Origin of the sequence: Enterobacter sp. WCHEn045836 (assembly GCF_003965585.1) — a bacterium.
GTDB lineage: Bacteria > Pseudomonadota > Gammaproteobacteria > Enterobacterales > Enterobacteriaceae > Enterobacter > Enterobacter dissolvens.
The window spans coordinates 141,378-166,067 of the sequence record NZ_RXPT01000013.1 but is presented as its reverse complement, the minus strand read 5'-3'; the positions used below and the strand labels follow the sequence as shown (position 1 = coordinate 166,067).

The window sequence follows — 24,690 nt, the reverse complement described above, 5'->3', positions numbered from 1 at the left end:
AAAAAACTCAGGGCATATCGCTAGTCCGGATGAAAAATGCCGATCACTTGCTCTTCTTTGCGCACGTGATCGCGTGCTTCTTTGTCGGCCTCACGCATCTGGTGACCGCACTTAACGCACTCAACAACATCAATATTATTCTCACGCCACATCGCCAGGGTATCTTGTGCCTGGCAGGTCGGGCATTTTGCGCCCGCGATAAAGCGTTTACGTACAGCCATATTTGGTTACCCTTTATTCAAATTCGTCCCAGCCGTCCAGCTGGCGTCGTTCCTGCTGCATCTCGCGCTGGAAAATCTCCTCCAGCTCACGACGCGCTTCCCGCACGCGGGAGATCTGCGCCATATCCGTGTGCACGGGCATCAGCTCGCGCAGCATACGCATATCCAGCCGGCGGAAGTGCATCTGGGCACGCTGCGCCTGATGCGGGTGCATGCCCAGCGAAATCAGCGCTTTTCGCCCTAACTCAAGCGCACTGGAAAACGTCTCACGCGAGAAGTGTTTCACCCCCGCCTGCAACAGTTCGTGCGCTTCCACACGTCCCCGCGCACGCGCCAGGATATGCAGATGCGGGAAATGCTGCTGACAAAGTTCTACCAGCTTCATCGTGTCTTCCGGATCGTTACAGGTAATGACGATCGACTCCGCCGCCTCCGCGCCTGCGGATCGCAGCAGTTCGAGCTGCGTCGCATCACCGTAATAAACCTTATAACCGTATTTGCGCATCAGGTTGACCGCGCTGATATCCCGCTCCAGCACCGTGATGCGCATTTTGTTCGCCATCAGCAGACGACCAATCACCTGCCCGAAGCGGCCAAACCCCACCACAATCACCTGCGGCTTATCGTCTTCCACCCACGGGGCTTCATCTTCATCGTCAGCCGGGTTTAAGCGGCGCGACAGCAGTTTATCCACCAGCTTCATCAGCAGCGGCGTGGTCATCATCGACAGCGTGACCGTCACCAGCAGAAGCGCCATCTGATCGTCTTTGAACAGTTTCTGGGACGACGCCGTAGAGAACAGCACAAACGCGAACTCTCCCCCCTGGCTAAGCACGCTGGCAAACTGCATGCGTTCCGAACTGCGCAGCCCGGATATACGCGCCATGACGTACAGCACCAGGGTTTTCACCGCCACCAGCACAGCCACGCTCACAATAACCCACAGCAGATGGGTATAGAGCACACCGAGATTGAGCGCCATGCCGACCGAAATAAAGAACAGCCCTAACAGCAGCCCTTTAAAGGGTTCGATCGCAATTTCCAGTTCGTGGCGGTATTCGCTCTCGGCGAGCAGCACCCCGGCGATGAACGTACCGAGCGCCATCGACAGCCCCAGCGCGTCCATAAACAGCGCAGAGCCCAGTACCAGCAGCAGCGTTGCGGCGGTAAACACCTCACGCACGCCTGACGCGGCGATAAAGCGGAACACCGGGCGCAGCAGGAAACGCCCCCCAATCAGCATGCCCGCAAAGGCCAGCACCTTCATGGAGACTTTTGCCCAGTCGAAATGATCGTCACCGGGCCCGGCCAACAGCGGCACCAGCGCCAACGCCGGGATCACCGCTAAATCCTGAAACAGCAGCACCGAAAAGCCCAGTTGCCCCGACTCACTGCGGTTCATGCCCTTGTCACGCATCAGCTGCAATGCCATCGCCGTTGAGGACATGGCAAGGCCAATACCGCCGATGGTCGCCGCCTGCCACGAAAAGTCAGTGAGCATCAGCAGCCCGGCCAGAATGGCTGCGCTGAACACCACCTGCGCCGCGCCAACGCCAAAGATTGAGCGCCGGAGCTGCCAGAGCTTTGACGGGTTTAGCTCCAGGCCAATGATGAACATCAGGAACACCACGCCCAGCTCGGAGAAATGGAGAATTTCATCGACATCGCTGATGAATCCCAGCCCCCAGGGGCCAATTGCAATCCCCGCCAGCAGATACCCGAGCACCGCGCCAATACCGATCCGTGCGGCCAACGGTACCGCCACCACCGCGGCAAACAAAAACAGCACCCCGGCGAGGAGTAAATTCGATCCTTCCATTAACGTCCTCCTGCCGGAATCGGTGATGCCAGCCATTCACCATACGCTCTGGCGTGGCTCGCCAGCTCCTTCGGATCCTGACGCCGCGCCCAGTAGATAATAATTGGGCTCATCCAGTGCATACGGCACATCGCCGCCGTCAGCTCGAAGGGCCGCAGGATATCGCTCATCGGATAACGGTTAAGGCCATCGTAGCGGTAAGCGCTCTCCGGCTCACCGGTGGTAATCACGCTACGCCAGTACTTTCCCGCCAGTTGGTTGCCCCCCACCCCGCTGGAAAATCCCCGACTCAGCACCCGATCCAGCCACTCTTTCAGCAGGGCCGGACAGCTATAGGTATAGAGCGGATGCTGGAACACAATCACGTCATGCTGACGCAGCAATTCCTGCTCGTACGGAATATCGATAAAGAAATCAGGGTAGTGCGCGTAGAGATCGTGCACCGTCACGTTACTGAGCTGAGTAGCCGGCTTAAGCAGGACGCGGTTTGCCACCGAGTCCTGAGATTCCGGATGGGCATACAGCAGCAGCACTTTTGCTGTCTGAGACATCACTCCCCTCCCGGTTCTGTTTCTGTTTTTGTGTATCGTCGTTGTTTTGGGCTACCATGGCGGCCCGGTGCGGAAAATGGCCCACACCTTACATTATCATAATGACAAATTAACATAGTCGGAACATACGGCGCTTCTATGATTGTTTTCTCCTCGTTACAAATTCGTCGCGGCGTGCGCGTCCTGCTGGATAACGCCACCGCCACCATTAATCCAGGTCAAAAAGTGGGTCTGGTCGGCAAAAACGGCTGCGGTAAATCCACCCTGCTGGCGCTGCTGAAAAACGAGATTAGCGCGGATGGCGGTAACTTTACGTATCCGGGAAACTGGCAGCTCGCCTGGGTAAACCAGGAGACGCCCGCCCTGAGTGAGCCGGCGCTCGACTATGTTATTGATGGCGATCGTGAATACCGTAAGCTGGAAGCGGAACTGAACGCCGCCAACGAGCGCAACGATGGCCACGCCATCGCCACCGTCCACGGCAAGCTGGACGCCATCGACGCGTGGACCATTCGCTCCCGCGCCTCCAGCCTGCTCCACGGCCTGGGGTTCAGCAACGAACAGCTTGAACGTCCCGTCAGCGACTTCTCCGGTGGCTGGCGTATGCGTCTTAACCTGGCGCAGGCGCTGATCTGCCGCTCCGATTTGCTGTTGCTCGATGAACCGACGAACCACCTCGATCTCGATGCGGTCATTTGGCTGGAGAAGTGGCTCAAGAGCTATCAGGGCACTCTGATTCTGATCTCCCACGACCGCGACTTCCTCGATCCGGTGGTGGATAAAATCATTCATATCGAACAGCAAAATATGTTCGAGTACACCGGTAACTACAGCTCTTTCGAACGCCAGCGCGCAACGCGCCTCGCTCAACAACAGGCGATGTACGAAAGCCAGCAGCAGCGCGTGGCGCATCTGCAGAGTTTTGTTGACCGCTTCAAGGCCAAAGCCTCGAAGGCCAAGCAGGCCCAGAGCCGCATCAAGATGCTGGAACGCATGGAGATGATTGCCCCGGCGCATGTGGATAACCCGTTCCACTTCAGCTTCCGCGCGCCGGAAAGCCTGCCAAACCCGCTGCTGAAGATGGAAAAAGTGAGCGCCGGATACGGCGATCGCATCATCCTCGACTCCATCAAACTCAACCTGGTGCCGGGTTCGCGCATTGGTCTGCTGGGACGTAATGGCGCCGGTAAATCAACACTCATCAAACTGCTGGCGGGCGAGCTTAACCCGGTAAGCGGCGAGATCGGCCTGGCAAAAGGTATCAAGCTTGGCTACTTCGCCCAGCATCAGCTGGAATTTTTACGCGCGGATGAATCCCCTATCCAGCACCTGGCGCGTCTGGCACCGCAGGAGATGGAGCAAAAGCTACGCGACTACCTCGGCGGCTTTGGCTTCCAGGGCGATAAGGTCACCGAAAACACCGAGCGTTTCTCTGGCGGCGAAAAAGCCCGTCTGGTGCTGGCGCTGATTGTCTGGCAGCGCCCTAACCTGCTGCTGCTCGATGAACCGACCAACCACCTCGATCTCGACATGCGTCAGGCGCTGACCGAAGCGCTGATTGAGTTTGAGGGCGCGCTGGTTGTGGTCTCGCACGACCGCCACCTGATCCGCTCCACCACGGACGATCTCTATCTGGTACACGACGGTAAAGTCGAGCCGTTTGACGGTGACCTGGAAGACTATCAGCAGTGGCTGACGGACGTGCAGAAGCAGGAAAACCAGCCGGAAGAGTCGGCGAAAGAGAACGCCAACAGCGCCCAGGCGCGTAAAGATCAGAAGCGCCGTGAAGCTGAACTGCGTACGCAGACTCAGCCACTGCGTAAAGAGATTGCCCGTCTCGAAAAAGAGATGGAGAAACTCAACGCCACGCTTGCAGACGTTGAAGAAAAACTGGGCGACAGCGGTCTGTACGACCAGAGCCGTAAAGCGGAGCTGACCGACTGCCTGCAAACCCAGGCGAAGACCAAATCCAGCCTCGAAGAGTGCGAAATGGCATGGCTGGATGCCCAGGAACAGCTGGAAGCGATGCTGCAGGCTGACTGACCGCCGGGAGGGTTATGGGGTTCGATATCACGAGCGAAATTACATTCCGTAAGCTCAGCATCTTCATGACGTTTATGGAGAAGGGCAATATCGCGCGTACCGCCGAAACGCTGGGTCTGAGCGGTGTCAGCGTGCATCGTGCGCTGCATACTCTGGAAGAGAACGTCCGCTGTCCGCTCTTTACCCATAAGGGACGTAACCTGATTGCCCTTCCGTCCGCCTGGACGCTGCTGGAGTATTGTCAGGAAGTTATGCAGGTGATGGAGCGCGGGCTGGAAGAGTCCCGTAAAATCGCCGGTATTGGTCAGGGGCGGTTGCGCGTCGGCACGCTCTACTCGCTGACGCTGGAAACCGTGCCGCGCCTGATCATGGGCATGAAGCTGCGTCGCCCGGATCTGGAGATGGACCTGACCATGGGCTCCAACGATACGTTGCTGCATATGCTGGACGAGGGTTCGCTGGATGCGATCCTCATCTCGATTTCCGAAAGCGACATCGACCGCAACAGCCTTGAAGTCCTGCCCCTGTTTCATGATGACATATTCCTGGCCGCACCTGCCTCTGCCACGCTGAATACCAGCGGGCTGGCAGATTTACGCGATTATAAAGATCAGAAATTTGTCTCGCTGGCAGAAGGGTTTGCCACCTATGCGGGGTTCCAGGAAGCATTTCATATCGCCGGATTTGAACCGGAAATTGTCACCCGCGTGAATGACATTTTCTCAATGCTCAGCCTGGTTCAGGCGGGCGTCGGCTTTACGCTGATGCCGGGCAGGATGAAGAAGGTGTATGAGAACTCGGTGCAGCTGTTAAAGCTGGCGCAGCCGTACCAGATGCAGCAGTTAATCGCGATTGTCTTTGCCCGCAACCGCGAACAGGACCCGAGTCTGCGGGCGCTGGCCGCCGAAGGGCGAATGTATGCCCGCAGCCTGCAGGACGGAGTCTGATGTATTGCCCGGTGGCGCTACGCTTACCGGGCTAAAAACTCACGCACGAAGCCTTCCTGCCAGATGCACCGCCACATCCACCCCGCTGCGTTCCAGTGAAAGGGTCTCCCCTTCCCACGCCGCCTGTCGCGTCAGACAGGTCAGTACGCCGCCGGGCGGCATTTCGATCGCCAGCCGGGCTTCGCGTTCGTTCGCGGAAATCATCGCCTCCTGCCAGCGCACGGTGCGCGCCATGTTCATGGCAAGATCGTCCGCGATTCTCTCCGGTTGCCAGAGCACGCGCCCGGTGCTGCCGCTCAGATACGCACAGCGCGGTCGGGAAAGGGTGACCGCTTCAAACGCCGAGACCAGCTTTCGTGCCGGCTCCGCCAGCAGTTCACAATGGGATGGCACGCTGACTGCCAGCCTTTGCGCTTTGCTCGCCCCCTTTTCCAGGGCGCGTTTTGCCACCTGCGCCATCCCTTCATCGGATCCGGCAATGACGATCTGCGTTTCGGCATTCAGGTTAGCAATATACGTTCCGGTGCCTTCGATAAGCTGCTCCACCTGCGGCAGGGTTAAGCCCATGATGGCCGTCAGGCCATAGCCGTGGGGCCAGGCCTGTTCCATCAGATCGCCACGCAGCGCCACCAGCTTAAGGGCGTCCGTAAATTCCAGCGCGCCAGCCACGACCGCCGCGGGATAGGCACCAATCGATAAACCGCTCACAATGTCAGGCGACACGCCACGTCGCTCCAGCTCGTGCGCCCATGCGACGCCAGCAATGAGCAGGGAAAGCTGAACCGCACGGGTATGGATTAACGAGGCGGCACTGTCCAGCGTATCAACTTCGGCACCCAGCACCTCACGCGCCTGAGCCAGTTCCGTTCCCGGCAGGTTTTGCAGCATACCTTCATGCTGCGCACCCTGCCCCGGAAAGGTAAACAGTATTTTCATCACTCCTCCCTGCGCCATGGGTCTGCCACCAGGCGTGGCCCACGGCGGGTTTTCAGCAGCGTTTTGCCATCGCGCAGCCACTCCGCCAGCGCGAATCCACCCTCTGGCGTATCCACCTGGGTATCAGCCCGGCACAGCGCACCACTTAACTGCGACTGCCAGGCGGTAAACGCGTCGGGTGATATCGGCTGCGGGGCGCGGATCAGCAGATCAAGATCGCTGTCGGCATGGATCACCGGAATACCGGTCGCCAGCGCATAGCCGGTGCTGCCGGTAATGCCCCACGTCCACGGCCACGACTGCTGCGCAAGCTGTAACGCCACCTGAACCGGTGGCTGAGTGACAAACGGCGAACGCAGCAGACCGGCGGTGACGCACAGCTCTTCAGGTGACACCACGCGGCGTACGTTTTCCTTCTTCACCCATCCGGCCGCCCGCTGGTCGCGGCGCAGTCCGCGAACGCCAACCGGGATTCGGCCATCGTTATCAACATCACGCCGCACCACCACCGGCAGGCCGGTATGCCAGGCGGCATCCACCCAGGTTTCAGTGATCCCTTCCAGCGCGTCGCGCGAGGTAAGCCAGATGAGGTCGTGGGGGCGTAATGTTGTGGTCATGATTACATTCCTGACGTCAATGAGATAAACAGCGGCAGCGACAGGATACACAGGACTGAGCTTAACAGCAGTACCGCTTCTGCATCCGGTGACTGCACGCCAAAGCGGTTACCAAACACTACCCCGAAGAAACCCGCGGACAGCGCAATCATCAGGATAGCGGTGATCGCCACGGAGCCGTGCAGACCGAAGATTAAAACGATACCCCAGGCAATGGCTGGCTGGATAAGCAGTTTGGCGATGGTCGAGGTGATCACCATGGTGTTGATCTGCAGCTTACGGGCAGAGAGGATCACCCCGGTCAGGAACAGCGCGGCGGCGGTGGCGGACAGTCCCAGCGGTTTAATCGCAGCGAGGACCAGATCCGGCATTTTGATGCCGATAGCGGATAAAATCACACCGAGCAGCGGACCCATCACGATCGGTTTTTTAATGGATCGCCACATCAGCACCGGCAGCATAGAGAGGGTTGAGCCGGAGGTATTGCCTTCGGAACGCGCTTTTTCTCGCTCCAGAATAAGCAGACAGAACGGCGTCATCAGCACGGAACCGCAGGCAATAGAGACCGCCACAGACAGCGAGGTGGATGAGCCTTCTCCCAGCACGCTGCCCAGGATCGGCAGACCAAGCGCCGCATAGTTTGGCAGCGCGACGGTGAGTGTCAGCACGGCCGCATCCTGAGGGGATTTTTTAAAGACCTTCGTGGCAAGGAAATAGATGGCTGCGTAGGTGATCCACATCGCCAGAGTCAGTACCAGGATTAGCGGCGACTGCGCCACGATACCGGTCCACGGGGTTTGCACGGTCGCGCTGAACAGCGCGGCAGGCAGGGCAAAATCCATCACGAAGATATTGAGCAGGGAAACGTTTTTGTTATCGACCATCTTTGCCTTACCGGCCCAGAATCCCAGCAGCATGATGACGAAAATCGGTGCGAGAGCATGAACAATTACGTAAGTCATAAATCACCTGTGATTAAAAAGAAGTAGCACTGGCGCGATGATTATTATTTTCAGGATGCAGCTTCCCGCACGGGCGTAACGGATACGCCCGCGAGGTTGTGCATCTGGCAGGTCTCTTTTTACTTACCAGCTGGCGCGCATACGTTCGCGTACGAGCGCCGAGCTGCGGCGATTGTCAGCACCCAGACGGTTTTTCAGCGTGGTGTCCTGACGAGCGTCACTGATGGCCTGTTGCAGGGTGGTTTTCACCAGCGTCAGGTCGTTATCGGATGGGGCATCCGGGTTGCTGATGTCCAGCAGACTGGAGAGCAGCCCCAGCGTGGCGTAGTTGCTGATGTCATAGGCCATTGGCGGAATGGTTGCCGCCAGTTTTTCCAAGGCCTCCACGGTACGCAGCGTAATGCGCGCCGCAGACTCTTTGCCCATGGCGTGGATGAGCACGCCTTTGTCGTTAAAGGCAATCAGGCGGTTGGCCTGGTAGCCGTGCGCCAGGAATGCGCCGGACATCGCCTTGCCGACGATAAGCCCAATCACCGGGTGACCGGCCAGACGCGCGTTCGCATACGCGGCAGCGGCTCCCGCCAGCGCCTGATGAATACCAAACGCCTCCTCACGACGGCCATAGGCCTGGCTTGGGACGTCAATCACCGCCACAATCGGGCGCTTAACGGCCTTATCGACATCCGCCGCGACGGTTTCGCTGACCACTTTCGCCAGGGTCCAGCCTTCCAGCAGACCGACTTCACCTTTCGCGGCGCGCGGGAAGTGGTTGTTGGCATCCGGCACCACGGCCACAAAGCGCACCGCTTCACCATTAAGCTCGCCGTCTGCCGCCTGCACGGACGGGCACAGCCCCTCAATACGTTTGGCGTTCGGGGCGAGGGTTTCCAGCCAGCGTTCGCCACGGCTCATTGCGTTACTCATCATTTCACCTCCCGGGCAAAAAGCGCGTTAATCTGTTCGGCATCGGCCTGCTTGCGGGTGTCGAAATTCATCAGGCGGTTCAGGTAATCGTCGTAGTTATCGGTACGATGTTTTGCCGGTACGCCTTTGGCGATGGCCTCGTTCATCGCGGCTTTCACCGCATTCACGCCGTCGCCGACCAGCGCGTCCACCAGCCCGCTCTTATAGCGCACCTCACCGCCGGTCATGCTCCAGATAAACGGACGGTCGCGGGAGTCGTACTCTTCAATGCCCGCTTCCTGCTCAATTACCTGTGGACCGTTTAGCCCCAGACGCGCTTCGCGGGTCACAATCAGGTAGCTGCAAAGCGCCGCCGCGATGGACATCCCGCCGAAGCAGCCCACGGTCCCGGCCACAATCCCGATAACGGGCGTGTAGCGACGCAGGTCAACAATCGCCGCGTGGATATCGGCAATCGCCGCCAGGCCGAGGTTGGCTTCCTGCAGGCGTACGCCGCCGGTTTCGAGGCACAGCACCGCCTGAGTCGGAATGCCGTTGCGGTTATCTTCCGCCGCCAGCTCCAGCGCTGCTGCCATTTTCGCGCCGGAGACCTCGCCCATGCTGCCCCCCTGGAACGCGCCTTCAATCGCCACGACGACCGCAGGCTGACCGTTGATAGTCCCTTTCGCGACCACCATGCCATCATCGGCCTGCGGCACAATGCCCTGTGGCCCCAACCACGGAGAGATAATGCCTGCAAACGGATCCAGCAGTTCGCGGTAGCTGCCCTCGTCGAGCAGCGCCTGCGCACGCTGGCGCGCTTTTAATTCGATAAAGCTGCTGTCATCACGCATGGCTCACCCCTTCAAAAACCTGTTCGATACGAATGCGTGCCACGCCCGGCGTCGCGCCAAAGTCGTGGATGGTCAGTTTGCCTGCGGGCAGACTGCTGACGGTCTCCAGGCGGTTGAATAACGCCTCCCAGCGCCCACGACTGTTGTCGACGGAGGTGGTGATATCAATGGTTAAGGTCTGGCCCGGTTCGGCGGTGAACAGCACCTCCATATCCCCGGATCCAACTACCCCTGCCAGCGCCCGGCCGCTTAACGTGCGGCTGGCTGGCATAGTCAATGTGATTTTTTCCATAACATCCTCTTAATGCTTTGAATAGGGCGTTTCGACACGGTCAAGAAACAGCGTGGCGGCGAGCAGGTCGGCGGCACCGCCCGGTGAGGCATTGAGCGTCAGCATCTGGCGATCTAACCGCGCCAGCGCCTGCTGCCCCGCGAGCGTTGCGCATCCTCCGGCGTTCAGTACCGCCCGGGCGCCGTTCTGCATAGCGTCCAGCCCCTCCATTCCGGCGCGCGACAGCACGCAGGTATCGGTGAGTGAGGTCATGATTGCCATCAGCGCGTCGAGTCTGGCGTTCGTTTCGCTGCTGCCGTTGAGACGGCTCAGGCGAAGCTGCGGCAGCGCGCGCTGCATGATGTGCGGAAACGCCTGCTGAGCCTCTTCCCGCGCGCCCGGCACGCGGTAGCGGTGCGTGGCGCGTAACCCCTTGCTGAACACCTTCGGTGCAGCGTCGTCCGGGAGTTTCGCCAGCTGTGCAGCGGTGTTAGCGACGGTTTGCGCGCGGGCGTCGCCGCCCAGCATCGCCACCGCGCTCACCAGCAGCCCCAGCGCCCAGATTGCGCCACGGTGCGTATTCACGCCGTCGGTGGCGATCATCATCTGCCGTTCACCTTCGCGGCCAAGGCGGCCAACGGTTTGCCTGAGGGCAATATCCGCCGGACGCTGCCAGCTCTGCTGCGCCAGCGCCTGAAACGTGGAGGTCAGGCTGTGCGCAGAGCGCTCCATCAGCGCAAGCGATAAATCGTGGTGCGCGCCGTTTCCCCGACTGTCCACCAGACCGGGTTTCGGGCTTAAGCGTGCTTCGTCAATCAGACACTGCGTGGCGGTTCGCGCCAGCCATTCGGCACCGCCTTCAACCTGAATCTGGGGCAGAAGTGTCATTACCAGCTCCGGAATTTCGCAGGTGGGTTGTAGAGACCGCCGGACCACTCAACGAGGTCAGCCACGCTGCCCGCCGCCAGCAGAGAGCGGGTGGCATCGGTACGACGAATCCCCATGTCTTCCGGGTACACGACTTTGCCGCTCTGGCGCAGTTCCGCCACGCGTCTGGCATCCACGCCCAGACCGATATCGGTGATACCGGCCACGGCCGCGACCATGGCGCGACGCTCTTCCAGATCTTTTGCCCGGTAGAGGTAGGCAATCCCCTCTTCCGTCAGCACGTGGGTGACGTCATCACCGTAAATCATCACCGGTGCCAGCGGCATGCCGGAGGCTTTCGCCACGTCAACGGCGTCCAGTTTTTCCACGAAGGTAGGCTTCACGCCCGCCTGGAAGGTTTCCACCATCTGCACAACCAGTTTTTTACCACGCTGCATCGGGTCGGGTTCGGTGATCATGTTCAGCCAGGCCGGGGTGGCGTGGCGACGGCCGTGTGGATCATGGCCCATGTTTGGCGCGCCGCCGAAGCCGGAGAGACGACCGCGGGTCACCGTTGAGGAGTTGGCGTAACCATCCACCTGCAGGGTGGAGCCGATAAACATATCCACGGCGTACTGGCCCGCCAGCTGGCAGAAGGCGCGGTTGGAGCGCATGGAGCCGTCAGCACCGGTGAAGAACACGTCCGGACGGGCGCGGATGTACTCTTCCATCCCCAGTTCGCCGCCGAAGCAGTGCACACTCTCCACCCAGCCGCTTTCAATCGCCGGGATCAGTGTCGGATGTGGGTTCAGCGTCCAGTGTTTACAGATTTTGCCCTTCAGGCCGAGCTGTTCACCGTAGGTGGGCAGCAGCAGTTCAATTGCCGCGGTGTTAAACCCGATCCCGTGGTTCAGGGACTGCACCTGATGTTCAGCGTAGATGCCTTTGATCGCCATCATCGCCATCAGGATATGTTCCTGTTTGATCAGGCGCGGGTCGCGGGTAAACAGCGGTTCAATAAAGAATGGCTTGTCGGCCACCACCACGTAGTCAATCCAGGAGCCAGGGATATCGACGCGCGGCAGGTCGCATTCGTCGTCCACCAGCTCGTTAACCTGTGCGATGACGATGCCATCGTGGAACGCGGCGGCCTCCACCAGCGCCGGGGTATCTTCGGTACTTGCCCCAGTGTAGAGATTGCCTTTGCGGTCTGCTTTAAACCCGGCGATCAGCGCCACGTTTGGTGAAAGGTCGACGTAGAGACGTGAATACAGTTCGATATAGGTATGAATGGCGCCGATTTCGAGTTGACCATCCTCCAGCAGTTGGGAGATGCGCAGGCTCTGCGTGCCGGAGAAGGAGAAGTCCAGCTTACGGGCAATGCCCTTCTCAAAGATATCCAGATGTTCACTGCGGCCAACGCTTGGCATGATCATGTGCAGGTCATGCACAATTTGCGGGTTCACTTCGGCCAGCGAGCGGGAAAGAAAATCCGCCTGCTTCTGGTTGTTGCCTTCCAGAACGACCTTATCGCCTGGTGCGATCAGCTTTTCCAGCATGGCGACAAGGTCGCCGGTTGGCAGAACCTTGCCCTGCACCGGTACGGAGGCCAGACGACGCGCTTTTTCGCTGCGTCGGGTGTTCCATTGCCGGGTGGGTATTTGCCCAGATAACATTATTAACCTCCTGATTCAGCACATCATTTTGATTTGCTTAACGCTGAGTAAAGTCTGCACCCAGGCGAGAAAGGCATCAATTAAGCGTAGAGTGGAATCATTAGCCTGAGAGTAATAATCAAGGTAAATATTTGTGATCGGGATCAGTTCATGGTTCGGCAAACCAGGCTAAACGGGGTACAATTCGGAAAGTATCGTAAATTTCCGACAAGAATCAGCATCACCCTTATGACCCAAATCATTCCATCAGACTTCGACCTCACCGCCGAAGACAGCACAGAGTTCGTGCCCATGCGCGGCGTGGCCAACTGCCACCTGCAGACCATGCTGCCGCGCCTGATCCGCCGCAAGGTGCAGTTCACCCCGCACTGGCAGCGGCTGGATTTGCCGGACGGTGACTTTCTGGATCTCGCCTGGAGCGAAGCTCCCGAACAGGCGCGCCACAAACCCCGTCTGGTGGTGTTTCACGGTCTGGAAGGCAGTCTGCACAGCCCGTATGCACATGGGTTAATTCAGGCAGCAAAAGCGCGCGGCTGGCTGGGCGTGGTGATGCACTTTCGGGGATGCAGCGGCGAGCCGAATCGCCAGAAACGCATCTATCACTCCGGCGAAACTGAAGATGGCACCTGGTTTTTGCACTGGCTGCGGGAGAATTTCGGTACCGTGCCGACGGCGGCGGTGGGCTATTCGCTCGGCGGAAATATGCTGGCCTGTCTGCTGGCTAAAGAGGGTGACGCGGTGCCGCTGAATGCTGCGGTGATTGTCTCTGCCCCCTTTATGCTGGAGCAGTGCAGCTACCACATGGAGAAAGGCTTTTCCCGGGTCTATCAGCGCTACCTGCTCAACCTGCTGAAAGCCAATGCGGCGCGTAAGCTGAAGGCCTATCCGGATACCCTTCCGGTGAGCCTGCGTCAGTTGAAAAAGGTCCGCCGCATTCGTGAGTTCGACGACCTGATCACCGCCAAAATTCATGGGTTCGCCGATGCCATTGACTACTATCGTCAGTGCAGCGCCATGCCGCTGCTCAGCAAGATCACTCAGCCAACGCTGATCATTCACGCGAAAGATGACCCGTTTATGGATCATCACTCCATCCCTGCACAGGAATTTCTGCCCGACAACGTTCACTATCAGCTGACCGAGCACGGCGGCCACGTGGGGTTTGTCGGCGGAACGCTGCGTCGCCCGAAAATGTGGCTGGAGACGCGCATTCCTGACTGGTTAACCCCTTACCTGGACGGTGCAACATGATTATCCCCTGGCAGGATCTGGCGCCCGACACGCTCGATAATCTGATTGAAAGCTTTGTCTTGCGTGAAGGCACCGATTATGGTGAACATGAACGCTCGCTTGAGCAAAAGGTCAACGATGTTAAACGCCAGCTTAAAAGCGGCGACGTGGTGCTGGTGTGGTCTGAACTGCATGAGACGGTCAATATCATGCCCCGCAACGCGTTTCACGGCTGATCTTTCAACCTTTCCAGTCAGGGAGTTGCTATGTCTGCCAGACATCCGGTTATTGCCGTTACGGGGTCGAGTGGTGCGGGAACCACCACCACCAGCCTCGCGTTTCGCAAGATTTTCGCCCAGTTGAATCTCCGTGCGGCGGAGGTCGAAGGCGACAGCTTTCACCGCTATACGCGCCCGGAGATGGACATGGCCATCCGCAAAGCGCGCGATTTGGGCAAACACATCAGCTACTTCGGCCCGGAGGCCAATGACTTCGGCCTGCTGGAGCAAACGTTTCAGGAGTACGGCCTAAGCGGCAAAGGCCAGTCCCGCAAATATCTGCACACCTACGACGAAGCCGTTCCCTGGAACCAGGTCCCGGGCACCTTTACTCCCTGGCAGCCGCTGCCGGAACCTACCGACGTGCTGTTTTACGAAGGATTGCACGGCGGCGTGGTGACGCCGCATCACGACGTGGCGCGACATGTGGATCTGCTGGTCGGCGTGGTGCCAATCGTTAACCTGGAGTGGATCCAGAAGCTGACGCGTGATATCAGCGAGCGCGGCCATTCGCGTGAGGCGGTGATGGATTCGGTTGTGCGCTCAATGGAAGATTACATCAATTATCTGACGCCACAGTTTTCCCGCACCCACATCAACTTCCAGCGTGTGCCGACGGTGGACACCTCCAACCCGTTCGCGGCCAAAAGTATCCCGTCGCTGGATGAGAGCTTTGTGGTGATCCATTTCCGTAATCTTGACGGCATCGATTACCCCTGGCTGCTGGCGATGCTGCAGGGTTCGTTTATTTCTCACATGAATACGTTAGTGGTGCCCGGCGGAAAAATGGGGCTGGCGATGGAGTTGATCATGACGCCGCTGGTGCAGCGGTTGATGGAAGGGAAACAGATCGCATAATCATATTCCCTCTCCCGGTGGGAGAGGGTTAGGATGAGGGCATCAACACGCACGATGCCCCATCAATCACGCCTCGATCACTTCATACGAATGGGTAATTTTTACCGCCTTCTCCAGCATCAATGCCACAGAGCAGTATTTCTCCGCTGACAGATCGACCGCGCGTGAAACGGCCGCATCTTTCAGTTCTTTCCCGGTGACAATAAAGTGCAGGTTGATGTGGGTGAACAGGCGTGGCGCCTCTTCGCGACGTTCAGACGTGAGCTTAACTTCGCAATCCGTCACATCATGACGGCCCTTTTGCAGAATCGACACCACGTCAATCGCGCTGCATCCCCCAGCCGCCATCAGCACCATCTCCATTGGGCTGGGTGCTTTATCGCCGGAGTTACCGTCCATCAAAATCTGGTGTCCTGAAGCGGACTCGCCCAGGAACGTTAAACCTTCTACCCATTTCACGCGCGCTTGCATATTCATTAACTCCAACGTTGCATTTTTGGTGACAGATTACGCGTGCGTTACATTTCTCGCAATGGAAGGCGACCTGCGTCATGCTGAAGCGAGACACCAGGAGACACGCGGCGAAAGCTATGCTAAAACACTCTGGATGCTACAGTAATACATTGACGTTACACATGTATGCAGAGGACATCAAACTTTACTGGCTGCGAAACGTTACGACAGCCGACTTCCCAGGTATGGGTAAGAATTCGATTGCAACCCCAGAGTCCGGATGCATCTTATGACTCTGGTGACAGCTTATAACAGAGGATAACAGCGCATGGTGCTTGGCAAACCGCAAACAGACCCGACTCTCGAATGGTTCTTGTCTCATTGCCACATTCATAAGTACCCATCGAAGAGCACGCTGATTCACCAGGGTGAAAAAGCGGAAACGTTGTATTACATCGTCAAAGGCTCGGTGGCAGTGCTGATCAAAGATGAAGAAGGGAAAGAGATGATCCTTTCTTATCTGAACCAGGGCGATTTCATCGGCGAACTGGGCCTGTTTGAAGAAGGCCAGGAACGTAGCGCCTGGGTTCGTGCAAAGACAGCATGTGAAGTGGCTGAAATTTCCTACAAGAAATTCCGTCAGTTGATTCAGGTTAACCCTGATATCCTGATGCGTCTTTCTTCGCAGATGGCTCGCCGTCTGCAGGTCACATCAGAGAAAGTGGGTAACCTCGCCTTCCTGGACGTGACCGGCCGTATCGCGCAAACGCTGCTGAACCTGGCGAAACAGCCAGACGCCATGACCCACCCTGACGGCATGCAAATTAAAATTACCCGCCAGGAAATTGGTCAGATCGTCGGTTGCTCCCGTGAAACAGTGGGCCGTATCCTGAAAATGCTGGAAGATCAGAACCTGATCTCCGCCCACGGTAAAACCATCGTGGTTTACGGAACCCGTTAATCCCGATAAAACGGCGTGCCATCGCAAGGTGTCACGCCGTTTTTGTCTCTACTCCTCATGTGGCGCAGGCTGATTTATCACCCGGAAGTTAACTACGCACTGCGACAAACGCTGGTGTTGTGCCTTCCTGTGGCCGTGGGCCTGATCCTTGGACATCTTCAACAAGGGCTGCTGTTCTCTCTCGTACCTGCCTGCTGCAATATTGCCGGTCTCGACACCCCGCATAAGCGTTTTTTCAAACGACTGATTATTGGCGGTTCGCTGTTTGCCGGGTGTAGCCTCGCCGTGCAACTGTTGCTGGCCCGCGATATTCCGCTGCCGCTGATCCTGAGCGTGCTGGCGATGACGCTGGGGGTGACCGCCGAAATCAGTTCGCTGCACGCGCGTTTACTGCCCGCCTCACTCATTGCGGCCATCTTTACCCTCAGTCTCGCAGGTAACATGCCGGTATGGGAGCCGCTGCTGATCTACGCCCTCGGTACGCTATGGTATGGCCTGTTTAACTGGTTCTGGTTCTGGCTGTGGCGGGAACAGCCGCTGCGTGAATCCCTGAGCCTGCTCTATGTCCAGCTCGCAGAGTACTGCGAAGCCAAATACACGCTGCTGACTCAGCATACCGACCCGGAAAAATCGCTGCCGCCGCTGCTGACGCGCCAGCAGAAGGTGGTGGATCTGATAAGCCAGTGCTACCAGCAACTGCACATGCTGGCCGCCAACAAGAACCACGAATACAAACGGCTGCTGCGCACCTTCCAGGTGGGGCTGGATCTGCAGGAGCATATCTCTGTGAGCCTGCACCACCCGCAGGAGGTGCAAAAGCTGGTGGAGCGCAGCCATGCCGAAGCGGTGATCCGCTGGAACGCGCAGACCGTGTCCGCACGTCTGCGGGTACTGGCCGACGACATCCTTTATCACCGCTACCCCACGCGCTTTAACATGGACAAACAGCTCGGCGCACTGGAGAAGATCGCCCGCCAGCACGAGGATAACCCGGTAGGTCAGTTTGCCGCCTGGCACTTCAGCCGTATTGCCCGCGTGCTGCGAACCCAGCGCCCGCTCTATCCCCGTGACCTGATGGCGGATAAGCAAAAGCGCCTACCGCTGCTGCCTGCGCTTAAAAGCTATCTCTCGTTTAAATCTTCCGCCCTGCGCAACGCCGCCCGGATTAGCGTGATGCTGAGCATCGCCAGCCTGATGGGCATGGCGCTGCATCTGCCCAAACCCTACTGGATATTAATGACGGTTCTGTTTGTTACTCAGAACGGCTACGGCGCCACGCGGGTGCGTATTCTGCACCGGGCGGGCGGAACCATGGCGGGGTTGATTATCGCGGGCGTAACGCTGCACTTCCACGTGCCGGAAGGCTATACGCTGGCAGGCATGCTATTGATTACCCTGGTGAGCTACCTGATCATCCGCAAGAACTACGGCTGGGCGATGGTGGGCTTTACGGTCACGGCGGTATACACCCTGCAGTTGCTTACGCTCAATGGCGAACAATTTATTGTCGCCAGGCTTATCGATACCCTGATTGGCTGCCTGATTGCCTTTGGTGGAATGGTCTGGCTGTGGCCACAATGGCAAAGCGGCCTGCTCAGGCAGAACGCCCACGACGCGCTGGAGGCCGACCAGCAGGCTATCCGCCTGATCCTGAGCGACGATCCGCAGCCCTCCCCGCTGGCGTATCAGCGGATGAAGGTCAACCAGGCGCATAACGCCCTGTTCAACTCGCTGAATCAGGCGATGCAGGAGCCCGGCTTTAACTCGCACTATCTGGCGGATATGAAGCTCTGGGTGACGCACAGCCAGTTCATCGTCGAACATATTAACGCGATGACCACGCTGGCGCGTGAACATACCATGCTGACACCAGACCTGGCGCAGCGCTATTTGCAGTCGTGTGAGATTGCCCTGCAGCGGTGTCAGCAGCGTCTGGAGTATGACGCACCGGGTGAATCGGGGGATTCGAACATTCTGGAAGCGCCGGAAACGCTCACCCACGGGCCAATGAGCACCCTGGAGCAGCATCTGCAGCGTATTCTGGGGCATCTGAACACCATGCACACCATTTCGTCGGTGGCATGGCGTCAGCGTCCGCATCACGGCATCTGGTTAACGCGGCGGTTAAAGCGAACCGAATATTAGCCTTTAACGATCTTCGCCACCGCCGCGGCAAAGCGGGTTAATCCATCTTCAATATCGTTCTCTTCGACCACCAGCGACGGCGCAAAGCGCATCACGTCCGGGCCAGCGTTGAGCACCATCACCCCTTCGTGAGCAGCGGCGTGCAGGAAATCGCGTGCGCGGCCTTTGTACTGCGGCTTCAGCTCTGCACCAATCAGCAGTCCCATACCACGGATCTCGCTGAAGACGTCGTACGTTTCGTCGATCTGCTGCAGATGTTTCACGAACAGCTCGCGCTTCGCCTGAACGCCGCTTAACACCTCCGGCGTATTGATGATATCAAACGCCGCACCGGCGATGGCGCAGGCCAGCGGGTTTCCGCCGTAGGTGGAGCCGTGAGAGCCAACGTGGAAGGCGGAGGCGATCTCCTGGGTGGTGAGCACCGCGCTGACCGGGAAGCCGCCGCCGAGCGCTTTGGCGCTGGTGAGAATATCCGGCGTCACGCCGTAGTGCATGTAGGCGAACAGGGAGCCTGTACGCCCCATCCCGCTCTGGACCTCATCAAACACCAGCAGCGCCTGATGCTGATCGCACAGCGCGCGCAGCCCTTTGAGGAATTCCGGCGTTGCCGCCGTCACGCCGCCTTCCCCCTGAATCGGCTCAACCACGACCGCGCAGGTATGGTCATCCATCACTGCTTTCACCGCATGCAGATCGTTAAACGGTACATGAATGATATCGGCGGGTTTCGGACCAAAACCGTCGGAATACTTCGGCTGGCCGCCAACGGAAACGGTAAACAGCGAACGACCGTGGAAAGCGTTATGGAAAGCGATGATTTTGGTTTTGTACGGGCTGTGGCGCGTTGAGGCGTAGTAACGCGCCAGCTTGAAGGCGGTTTCGTTGGCTTCCGTACCGGAGTTCATAAACAGCACGCGCTCGGCGAAAGTCGCGTCAATGATCTTGCGCCCCAGGCGCAACGCCGGTTCGTTGGTAAAGACGTTGCTGGTGTGCCACAGGGTTTCGCCCTGGGTTTTCAGCGCCTCGACCAGTGCAGGATGGCAATGCCCCAGCGCCGTCACCGCAATCCCCCCGGCGAAATCCACGTACTCTTTCCCCTGCTGATCCCAGACGCGGCTGCCTTTTCCCTTTACCGGGATAAACTCGGCCGGTGCATAAATCGGCAGAATGACTTCATCGAATGTCGCGCGGGTAATTGCAGATTGTTCAGTTGCCATGTCATGACCATCCATTTTATGTCACAGTGATTGTGAAAATATAATCACAAAATATGCATAAAAAATCACAACAAGGCAACAGATATTCAGCGATTGAGGAAATTAGCCAGCAGTTGGTGTCCCTGTTCGCTGAGAATACTCTCCGGGTGGAACTGCACCCCTTCGAGATCCCATTCACGATGGCGAATGCCCATGATCTCCTGCGTCTCGCTCCAGGCGGTCACCTCAAAGCAGTCGGGCAGCGTCGGCGGGTCAATCACCAGAGAGTGATAGCGCGTGACGGTTAACGGGTTATTTAACCCACTAAACACGCCCGTGCCGGTGTGGGTAACCGGTGAGGTTTTACCGTGCATCACCCTGGCAGCACGGACGATGGTGGCGCCAAACACCTGCCCGATGGCCTGATGGCCAAGGCAGACGCCAAGGATCGGCAGCCTGCCGGCGTAGTGGCGGATCACATCCAGAGAGATGCCCGATTCCGATGGAGTACACGGCCCCGGCGAGATAACGATTTTCTTTGGGGCCAGCGCGTCAATCCCGGTCAGGCTGATGTCGTCGTTACGGCGGACAACCACCTTTGCACCCAGCTCACAAAAATACTGGTAAAGGTTCCAGGTGAAGGAATCGTAGTTATCAATCAGCAGAATCATGGCGGCTCCCGAAAAAAATGCCGCCCTATTCTACTCAGATTCCCGCGCTTCGCTCACTACTTTGGCAAAGATAGCGTTCAGGGCGGACAAACCTCCCGTTGCGCCGCTCTGGTTAGCCGCGACCCACTGCTCAGGATCGATATCGCGCCAGTCCAGCAGGTAACCCGCATGGATCGCCAGCTGTTCAAAGAAAACGCGCTGCGCAATGCCATTACCACTCGCAAAAGGATGCAGCATATTGATTTCACAATAGTAATGGCTTATCCGCTCGATAAACTCCTCTTTCTGAAGACCCACCAGGTACCGGTCGCTTTCCAGTGCCGACATCAATTCATTGCCCATCTTCTCAATGTATTCGAAATGGCAAAAAGGGATGTCCCCTTTGAAAATATCGTCCGTACGGTATTCACCTGCCCGTTTCATCTCTCTGCGATACAGATGGCGGTGGATAAGGCGCAGATGGGGCAACCCAGGCGCTGAAGGCCCAAGTTCCAGTGTCTCAATCTGGGGATCTGAAGGGCCATGACCCTTTTCAAGGAGACAACTGGCCTGAAAATTGACGTTACGCTGCTGCTCCCAGAGACGGGATTTTTGCTTATCGGTGAGTTTTTTCACTTAACGCCTCCCTGAATATGTCCGTTTGCCAAAGTATAAGCAGCAAAACGCGCTTTCGCAGGGAGGGCTAACAACACGGGCGAGACACGCCCGTGTCAAAGAGGATTACGGCAGTACTTTTGCAGAGAGGATCACGACCGGTTTGGATGGCACATTCTGGTATGGCCCAACGTCGTGGGTCTGTACCTGAGAAATCTTGTCCGCCACGTCCATCCCTTTTACCACTTTACCAAACACCGCATAGCCGAAGTCACGCTGGCCGTGGTCGAGGAAGGCGTTATCCGCCACGTTGATAAAGAACTGGCTGGTGGCGCTGTCTTTATCCGCCGTACGCGCCATGGCGATGGTGCCGCGGGTGTTCAGCAGGCCGTTGTCCGCTTCGTTTTTGATCGGGGGGTTCGGCTGTTTCTGCTGCATCTGCTCGTTGAAACCGCCGCCCTGCACCATAAAGCCTGGGATCACGCGGTGGAAGGTGGTGTTGTTATAAAAGCCGCTGTTTACGTAGTCGAGGAAGTTTTTCACAGAAACCGGGGCTTTCTGGCTATTCAGTTCCAGCTCAATATTCCCTGCGGAGGTGGTCAGCAGAACATGAGGGTCCCCTTTTGCTGCCAGCGCGGCCGGGGAAACGGCAGAAAAAGCAAACACAGCTGCGACAGCCGCCAGTGTTGATTTGAGCATGAGAATTCCTTAACAAAGCGCAGTATAAAAAGCGAATGGCTTGATTCTAAAGAGCAGTATGAACGGAGACCAGCCTTTTACCTAATTTTACGAAATTGAAACAGTTGTTACCGCGCAAACGATTGGTTACGGCGCTATTTTATGTGATCGTTATCACATAAAACCCTGCAATGAAGCCCATATTTTCTTTAAAAGATATGAATGGATCACTTTCGCGACTAAAATCTGCCCGCTCTCAGCGCCCATCCGGCGCTTTTCTTTTCCTGAACAGGCCAGACATGACTAACAGCAATCGTATCAAGCTCACATGGATCAGCTTTTTCTCCTACGCCCTGACCGGCGCGTTGGTGATCGTCACCGGGATGGTGATGGGAAATATCGCAGACTACTTCCATCTGCCCGTTTCCAGCATGAGTAACACCTTCACCTTCCTCAACGCGGGGATCCTGATCTCCATTTTCCTGAATGCCTGGCTGATGGAAATTGTTCCGCTGAAAACGCAGCTGCGTTTTGGTTTTGTGCTGATGGTCGCCGCCGTGGCGGGTCTGATGCTGAGCCACAGCATCGCCCTGTTCTCCGCCGCCATGTTCGTGCTCGGTCTGGTCAGCGGGATCACCATGTCGATTGGTACCTTCCTGATTACCCATATGTATGAAGGCCGTCAGCGCGGCGCGCGCCTGCTGTTTACCGACTCCTTCTTCAGCATGGCCGGGATGATTTTCCCGATGGTCGCGGCCGTTCTGCTGGCGCGCAGCATTGAGTGGTACTGGGTCTACGCCTGTATCGGCCTGGTTTACGTGGCCATCTTCATCCTGACCTTCGGCTGCGAATTCCCGGTTCTGGGTAAAAAAGCACAGACCACGGCAGAGCCTGTGGTGAAAGAGAAATGGGGTATCGGCGTACTGTTCCTCTCCATTGCCGCGCTGTGCTACATCCTGGGTCAGCTGGGCTTTATCTCCTGGGTGCCGGAATACGCCAAAGGTCTGGGCATGAGCCTGAACGACGCGGGCAAACTGGTGAGCGATTTCTGGATGTCTTACATGTTCGGCATGTGGGCGTTTAGCTTCATCCTGCGCTTCTTCGATCTGCAGCGCATTCTGACCGTGCTGGCAGGCCTGGCTACCGTGTTGATGTATATGTTCATCAACGGTTCCCCGGAGCATATGCCGTGGTTCATTCTGACCCTGGGCTTCTTCTCCAGCGCCATTTACACATCGATCATCACCCTGGGCTCCCTGCAGACCAAAGTGGCCTCGCCGAAGCTGGTGAACTTCGTCCTGACCTGCGGCACCATCGGCACCATGCTGACCTTTGTGGTGACGGGGCCGATCGTCGCCCACAGCGGTCCGCTGGCGGCGCTGCACACCGCTAACGGTCTGTACGCTGTGGTGTTCATTATGTGCTTCATCCTGGGCTTTGTGACCCGCCACCGCCAGCATAACGCGGCAGCGGCGTCTCATTAATCCCTACGCCCCTTTGCGCTCGGCAGAGGGGCTGTTTCTGGCAAAGCTCACCTCTTCTCCCCCGATATCCATCTGGATCCAGGTCTGCGCCAGCTGCGTGGTGGCAATCACGCGCCCCTGCCGAATGGACCAGCGCACCGGCACCTGACAGCGTACCGCCTCAAACCCACTTTCTGCAGGCAAAATCACCAGGTTCGCCGGGTTACCCGTCTCAATACCGTAATCGCTCAGGCCAAACGTGCGGGCGCTGTTATGGGTGATCAGGTTCAGGCCGCTGTCAATTTGCGGGTAGCCCATCATCTGACAAACGTGCAGCCCCATATGCAGCACCTGCAGCATATTGCCGGTACCGAGCGGATACCATGGATCAAACACATCATCATGTCCAAAGCAGACGTTAATGCCCGCCGCCTGCAGTTCCTTCACGCGGGTGATGCCCCGACGCTTCGGATAGTCGTCAAAACGCCCCTGCAGGTGGATATTCACCAGCGGATTCGCCACGAAGTTAATGCCCGACATCTTCAGCAGGCGGAACAGCCGGGAGGTATACGCGCCGTTGTAAGAGTGCATGGCGGTGGTGTGGCTGGCCGTGACCCGCGCGCCAATGCCAGCTTCATACGCCAGCGTGGCGACCGTCTCCACAAAGCGGGACTGCTCATCGTCGATTTCATCGCAATGAATATCCAGCGGACGGTCGTATTTCTTCGCCAGGTCAAAGGCGATATGCAGGGACTGCACGCCGTATTCCCGGGTGAATTCGAAGTGCGGGATGGCACCCACCACATCCGCGCCCAGCGTTAATGCCTCTTCCAGCAGCGCCGCGCCGTTCGGGTAAGAGAGAATGCCTTCCTGCGGGAATGCCACGATTTGCAGCGTCACCCACGGCGCGACCTCCTGTTTAACCTCCAGCATCGCCTTCAGGGCGGTAAGCCTCGGGTCGGAGACATCCACGTGGGTGCGGACAAACTGGATCCCGTTGGCAATTTGCCACTTCAGCGTTTTCCATGCGCGCGCTTTGACATCGTCATAGCTGAGCAGCGCCTTACGCTCCGCCCAACGTTCAATCCCTTCAAACAGCGTGCCGGACTGGTTCCAGTTGGGTTCGCCCGCTGTCTGGGTGGTATCCAGATGAATGTGCGGCTCGATAAACGGTGGAATGGCCAGTCCGCCGCGGGCATTTAAGACCTCATAGCTTTCGCTGTGGGTCTCGTCCATGGGCGAGATATCACCAAAACGACCGTTCTCGATGGCGATCTGCCACAGCCCTTCGCGATCCGGTAAACGAACATTCTGCACAAGCCAAAGCGGTGTTGTAGACATACCTTTCCCCTGAAAAACGTGGCTGAAATTAAGGAGTACCTGTTTTTCCAAAAATAGCCACTTTTTTTGTACATAAAATCGACGACAACGAAAAGCCAGCGATTTCCATAACTTATAAAAATCCTGACAAATCATACATCTACCACCTAGGGAGT

25 protein-coding genes are annotated in these 24,690 nt (G+C 57.7%); 8 read left to right on the top strand and 17 right to left on the bottom strand.

The genetic code is table 11. The annotated features are described in order from the left end of the window. Positions 1 to 20: 20 nt before the first annotated feature. Genes EKN38_RS18095 through kefG form a run of 3 tightly spaced genes read right to left on the bottom strand, consistent with a single transcriptional unit; the run spans position 21 to position 2,591 of the window. Positions 21 to 221, bottom strand: coding sequence for a YheV family putative zinc ribbon protein (locus EKN38_RS18095; RefSeq protein WP_010436300.1), 201 nt, complete (start codon positions 219 to 221; stop codon positions 21 to 23). A gap of 13 nt (positions 222 to 234) precedes the next feature. After that, positions 235 to 2,040, bottom strand: coding sequence for a glutathione-regulated potassium-efflux system protein KefB (gene kefB, locus EKN38_RS18090; protein WP_014833522.1), 1,806 nt, complete (start codon positions 2,038 to 2,040; stop codon positions 235 to 237). Beyond that, positions 2,040 to 2,591, bottom strand: a complete 552-nt coding sequence (gene kefG / locus EKN38_RS18085) for a glutathione-regulated potassium-efflux system ancillary protein KefG (protein WP_014833523.1) — start codon at positions 2,589 to 2,591, stop codon at positions 2,040 to 2,042. Before kefG ends, kefB begins: the two co-directional genes overlap by 1 nt. Positions 2,592 to 2,729: 138 nt before the next feature. Between kefG and EKN38_RS18080 the strand changes: the two genes are divergently transcribed. Both EKN38_RS18080 and EKN38_RS18075 read left to right on the top strand, forming a co-directional pair. Beyond that, on the top strand, positions 2,730 to 4,634 hold the full coding sequence (locus EKN38_RS18080; protein WP_014833524.1) for an ABC transporter ATP-binding protein: 1,905 nt from the start codon (positions 2,730 to 2,732) through the stop codon (positions 4,632 to 4,634). 14 nt (positions 4,635 to 4,648) lie between these two features. Further along, positions 4,649 to 5,581, top strand: a complete 933-nt coding sequence (locus tag EKN38_RS18075; protein WP_014833525.1) for a LysR substrate-binding domain-containing protein — start codon at positions 4,649 to 4,651, stop codon at positions 5,579 to 5,581. A gap of 39 nt (positions 5,582 to 5,620) precedes the next feature. Here the strand turns inward: EKN38_RS18075 and mdcH are convergent, their stop codons facing one another. The 8 genes from mdcH to mdcA all read right to left on the bottom strand — a co-directional run bounded on the left by mdcH (position 5,621) and on the right by mdcA (position 12,667). After that, positions 5,621 to 6,517, bottom strand: coding sequence for a malonate decarboxylase subunit epsilon (gene mdcH, locus EKN38_RS18070; protein ID WP_014833526.1), 897 nt, complete (start codon positions 6,515 to 6,517; stop codon positions 5,621 to 5,623). Beyond that, positions 6,517 to 7,134, bottom strand: coding sequence for a malonate decarboxylase holo-ACP synthase (locus EKN38_RS18065; RefSeq protein WP_014833527.1), 618 nt, complete (start codon positions 7,132 to 7,134; stop codon positions 6,517 to 6,519). Before EKN38_RS18065 ends, mdcH begins: the two co-directional genes overlap by 1 nt. A gap of 2 nt (positions 7,135 to 7,136) precedes the next feature. Continuing rightward, positions 7,137 to 8,096: an AEC family transporter gene (locus tag EKN38_RS18060; protein ID WP_014833528.1), complete on the bottom strand. Its 960-nt coding sequence runs from the start codon at positions 8,094 to 8,096 to the stop codon at positions 7,137 to 7,139. A 123-nt stretch (positions 8,097 to 8,219) separates the two neighbouring features. Then, a complete protein-coding gene (gene mdcE / locus EKN38_RS18055) occupies positions 8,220 to 9,020 on the bottom strand; it encodes a biotin-independent malonate decarboxylase subunit gamma (RefSeq protein WP_014833529.1) in 801 nt (266 codons plus the stop codon). Further along, complete coding sequence (locus EKN38_RS18050) at positions 9,020 to 9,853, bottom strand: biotin-independent malonate decarboxylase subunit beta (RefSeq protein ID WP_014833530.1); 834 nt, start codon at positions 9,851 to 9,853, stop codon at positions 9,020 to 9,022. The genes mdcE and EKN38_RS18050 overlap by 1 nt, the downstream gene beginning before the upstream one ends. Next, on the bottom strand, positions 9,846 to 10,145 hold the full coding sequence (gene mdcC, locus EKN38_RS18045; RefSeq protein ID WP_014833531.1) for a malonate decarboxylase acyl carrier protein: 300 nt from the start codon (positions 10,143 to 10,145) through the stop codon (positions 9,846 to 9,848). The genes EKN38_RS18050 and mdcC overlap by 8 nt, the downstream gene beginning before the upstream one ends. Before the next feature lie 9 nt (positions 10,146 to 10,154). Continuing rightward, positions 10,155 to 11,012, bottom strand: a complete 858-nt coding sequence (locus tag EKN38_RS18040; RefSeq protein WP_013099049.1) for a triphosphoribosyl-dephospho-CoA synthase — start codon at positions 11,010 to 11,012, stop codon at positions 10,155 to 10,157. Next, positions 11,012 to 12,667, bottom strand: a complete 1,656-nt coding sequence (gene mdcA / locus EKN38_RS18035; protein WP_013099050.1) for a malonate decarboxylase subunit alpha — start codon at positions 12,665 to 12,667, stop codon at positions 11,012 to 11,014. Before mdcA ends, EKN38_RS18040 begins: the two co-directional genes overlap by 1 nt. Positions 12,668 to 12,895: 228 nt before the next feature. Between mdcA and EKN38_RS18030 the strand changes: the two genes are divergently transcribed. Genes EKN38_RS18030 through EKN38_RS18020 form a run of 3 tightly spaced genes read left to right on the top strand, consistent with a single transcriptional unit; the run spans position 12,896 to position 15,033 of the window. Then, a complete protein-coding gene (locus EKN38_RS18030; RefSeq protein ID WP_014833532.1) occupies positions 12,896 to 13,918 on the top strand; it encodes a hydrolase in 1,023 nt (340 codons plus the stop codon). Then, positions 13,915 to 14,133: a YheU family protein gene (locus tag EKN38_RS18025; protein WP_014833533.1), complete on the top strand. Its 219-nt coding sequence runs from the start codon at positions 13,915 to 13,917 to the stop codon at positions 14,131 to 14,133. The genes EKN38_RS18030 and EKN38_RS18025 overlap by 4 nt, the downstream gene beginning before the upstream one ends. A gap of 30 nt (positions 14,134 to 14,163) precedes the next feature. Further along, entirely contained in the window at positions 14,164 to 15,033 is an 870-nt protein-coding gene (locus EKN38_RS18020) for a phosphoribulokinase (protein ID WP_013099054.1), read from the top strand. 66 nt (positions 15,034 to 15,099) lie between these two features. Here EKN38_RS18020 and EKN38_RS18015 read toward each other — a convergent pair whose 3' ends face one another. Beyond that, a complete protein-coding gene (locus EKN38_RS18015) occupies positions 15,100 to 15,504 on the bottom strand; it encodes an OsmC family protein (RefSeq protein WP_010436331.1) in 405 nt (134 codons plus the stop codon). A 310-nt stretch (positions 15,505 to 15,814) separates the two neighbouring features. Between EKN38_RS18015 and crp the strand changes: the two genes are divergently transcribed. Next, positions 15,815 to 16,447 carry a cAMP-activated global transcriptional regulator CRP gene (crp, locus tag EKN38_RS18010; protein WP_000242758.1) on the top strand — a complete coding sequence of 211 codons (633 nt, stop codon included), beginning with the start codon at positions 15,815 to 15,817 and terminating at the stop codon, positions 16,445 to 16,447. Between the two features lie 57 nt (positions 16,448 to 16,504). Beyond that, positions 16,505 to 18,592 (top strand): YccS/YhfK family putative transporter, encoded by a 2,088-nt coding sequence (locus EKN38_RS18005; protein ID WP_014833534.1) that lies wholly within the window; start codon positions 16,505 to 16,507, stop codon positions 18,590 to 18,592. Here the strand turns inward: EKN38_RS18005 and EKN38_RS18000 are convergent. The 4 genes from EKN38_RS18000 to ppiA form a co-directional block, all read right to left on the bottom strand. Beyond that, positions 18,589 to 19,809, bottom strand: coding sequence for an aspartate aminotransferase family protein (locus tag EKN38_RS18000; RefSeq protein WP_014833535.1), 1,221 nt, complete (start codon positions 19,807 to 19,809; stop codon positions 18,589 to 18,591). The two genes, EKN38_RS18005 and EKN38_RS18000, sit on opposite strands and share 4 nt — an antisense overlap. 86 nt (positions 19,810 to 19,895) lie before the next feature. After that, positions 19,896 to 20,459, bottom strand: coding sequence for an aminodeoxychorismate synthase component 2 (gene pabA / locus EKN38_RS17995; protein WP_014833536.1), 564 nt, complete (start codon positions 20,457 to 20,459; stop codon positions 19,896 to 19,898). Between the two features lie 30 nt (positions 20,460 to 20,489). Continuing rightward, positions 20,490 to 21,074, bottom strand: a complete 585-nt coding sequence (locus EKN38_RS17990; RefSeq protein WP_014833537.1) for a putative adenosine monophosphate-protein transferase Fic — start codon at positions 21,072 to 21,074, stop codon at positions 20,490 to 20,492. 105 nt (positions 21,075 to 21,179) lie between these two features. After that, positions 21,180 to 21,752, bottom strand: coding sequence for a peptidylprolyl isomerase A (gene ppiA, locus EKN38_RS17985; RefSeq protein WP_014833538.1), 573 nt, complete (start codon positions 21,750 to 21,752; stop codon positions 21,180 to 21,182). Positions 21,753 to 22,030: 278 nt separating this feature from the next. On the opposite strand from ppiA, the gene tsgA reads away from it, so the two are divergent. Continuing rightward, positions 22,031 to 23,215: an MFS transporter TsgA gene (gene tsgA, locus EKN38_RS17980; RefSeq protein ID WP_014833539.1), complete on the top strand. Its 1,185-nt coding sequence runs from the start codon at positions 22,031 to 22,033 to the stop codon at positions 23,213 to 23,215. Positions 23,216 to 23,218: 3 nt separating this feature from the next. On the opposite strand, the gene EKN38_RS17975 is transcribed toward tsgA, so the two are convergent. Further along, the gene (locus tag EKN38_RS17975) at positions 23,219 to 24,535 is read right to left on the bottom strand and encodes a cytosine deaminase (RefSeq protein WP_014833540.1); all 1,317 of its coding nucleotides are present in this window, start codon (positions 24,533 to 24,535) and stop codon (positions 23,219 to 23,221) included. Positions 24,536 to 24,690 lie beyond the last annotated feature (155 nt).

Coding starts and splice junctions, on each gene's coding strand:
- ppiA (WP_014833538.1), bottom strand. CDS start 21,752: ATGCTCAAATCAACACTGGCGGCTGTCGCAGCTGTGTTTGCTTTTTCT.
- EKN38_RS18050 (WP_014833530.1), bottom strand. CDS start 9,853: ATGCGTGATGACAGCAGCTTTATCGAATTAAAAGCGCGCCAGCGTGCG.
- kefB (WP_014833522.1), bottom strand. CDS start 2,040: ATGGAAGGATCGAATTTACTCCTCGCCGGGGTGCTGTTTTTGTTTGCC.
- EKN38_RS18030 (WP_014833532.1), top strand. CDS start 12,896: ATGACCCAAATCATTCCATCAGACTTCGACCTCACCGCCGAAGACAGC.
- mdcE (WP_014833529.1), bottom strand. CDS start 9,020: ATGAGTAACGCAATGAGCCGTGGCGAACGCTGGCTGGAAACCCTCGCC.
- EKN38_RS18060 (WP_014833528.1), bottom strand. CDS start 8,096: ATGACTTACGTAATTGTTCATGCTCTCGCACCGATTTTCGTCATCATG.
- tsgA (WP_014833539.1), top strand. CDS start 22,031: ATGACTAACAGCAATCGTATCAAGCTCACATGGATCAGCTTTTTCTCC.
- EKN38_RS18065 (WP_014833527.1), bottom strand. CDS start 7,134: ATGACCACAACATTACGCCCCCACGACCTCATCTGGCTTACCTCGCGC.
- kefG (WP_014833523.1), bottom strand. CDS start 2,591: ATGTCTCAGACAGCAAAAGTGCTGCTGCTGTATGCCCATCCGGAATCT.
- EKN38_RS17975 (WP_014833540.1), bottom strand. CDS start 24,535: ATGTCTACAACACCGCTTTGGCTTGTGCAGAATGTTCGTTTACCGGAT.
- EKN38_RS18000 (WP_014833535.1), bottom strand. CDS start 19,809: ATGGCAACTGAACAATCTGCAATTACCCGCGCGACATTCGATGAAGTC.
- EKN38_RS18015 (WP_010436331.1), bottom strand. CDS start 15,504: ATGCAAGCGCGCGTGAAATGGGTAGAAGGTTTAACGTTCCTGGGCGAG.
- EKN38_RS18025 (WP_014833533.1), top strand. CDS start 13,915: ATGATTATCCCCTGGCAGGATCTGGCGCCCGACACGCTCGATAATCTG.
- EKN38_RS18080 (WP_014833524.1), top strand. CDS start 2,730: ATGATTGTTTTCTCCTCGTTACAAATTCGTCGCGGCGTGCGCGTCCTG.
- pabA (WP_014833536.1), bottom strand. CDS start 20,459: ATGATTCTGCTGATTGATAACTACGATTCCTTCACCTGGAACCTTTAC.
- mdcH (WP_014833526.1), bottom strand. CDS start 6,517: ATGAAAATACTGTTTACCTTTCCGGGGCAGGGTGCGCAGCATGAAGGT.
- mdcC (WP_014833531.1), bottom strand. CDS start 10,145: ATGGAAAAAATCACATTGACTATGCCAGCCAGCCGCACGTTAAGCGGC.
- EKN38_RS18020 (WP_013099054.1), top strand. CDS start 14,164: ATGTCTGCCAGACATCCGGTTATTGCCGTTACGGGGTCGAGTGGTGCG.
- EKN38_RS18095 (WP_010436300.1), bottom strand. CDS start 221: ATGGCTGTACGTAAACGCTTTATCGCGGGCGCAAAATGCCCGACCTGC.
- crp (WP_000242758.1), top strand. CDS start 15,815: ATGGTGCTTGGCAAACCGCAAACAGACCCGACTCTCGAATGGTTCTTG.
- EKN38_RS18005 (WP_014833534.1), top strand. CDS start 16,505: ATGTGGCGCAGGCTGATTTATCACCCGGAAGTTAACTACGCACTGCGA.
- EKN38_RS18075 (WP_014833525.1), top strand. CDS start 4,649: ATGGGGTTCGATATCACGAGCGAAATTACATTCCGTAAGCTCAGCATC.
- mdcA (WP_013099050.1), bottom strand. CDS start 12,667: ATGTTATCTGGGCAAATACCCACCCGGCAATGGAACACCCGACGCAGC.
- EKN38_RS18040 (WP_013099049.1), bottom strand. CDS start 11,012: ATGACACTTCTGCCCCAGATTCAGGTTGAAGGCGGTGCCGAATGGCTG.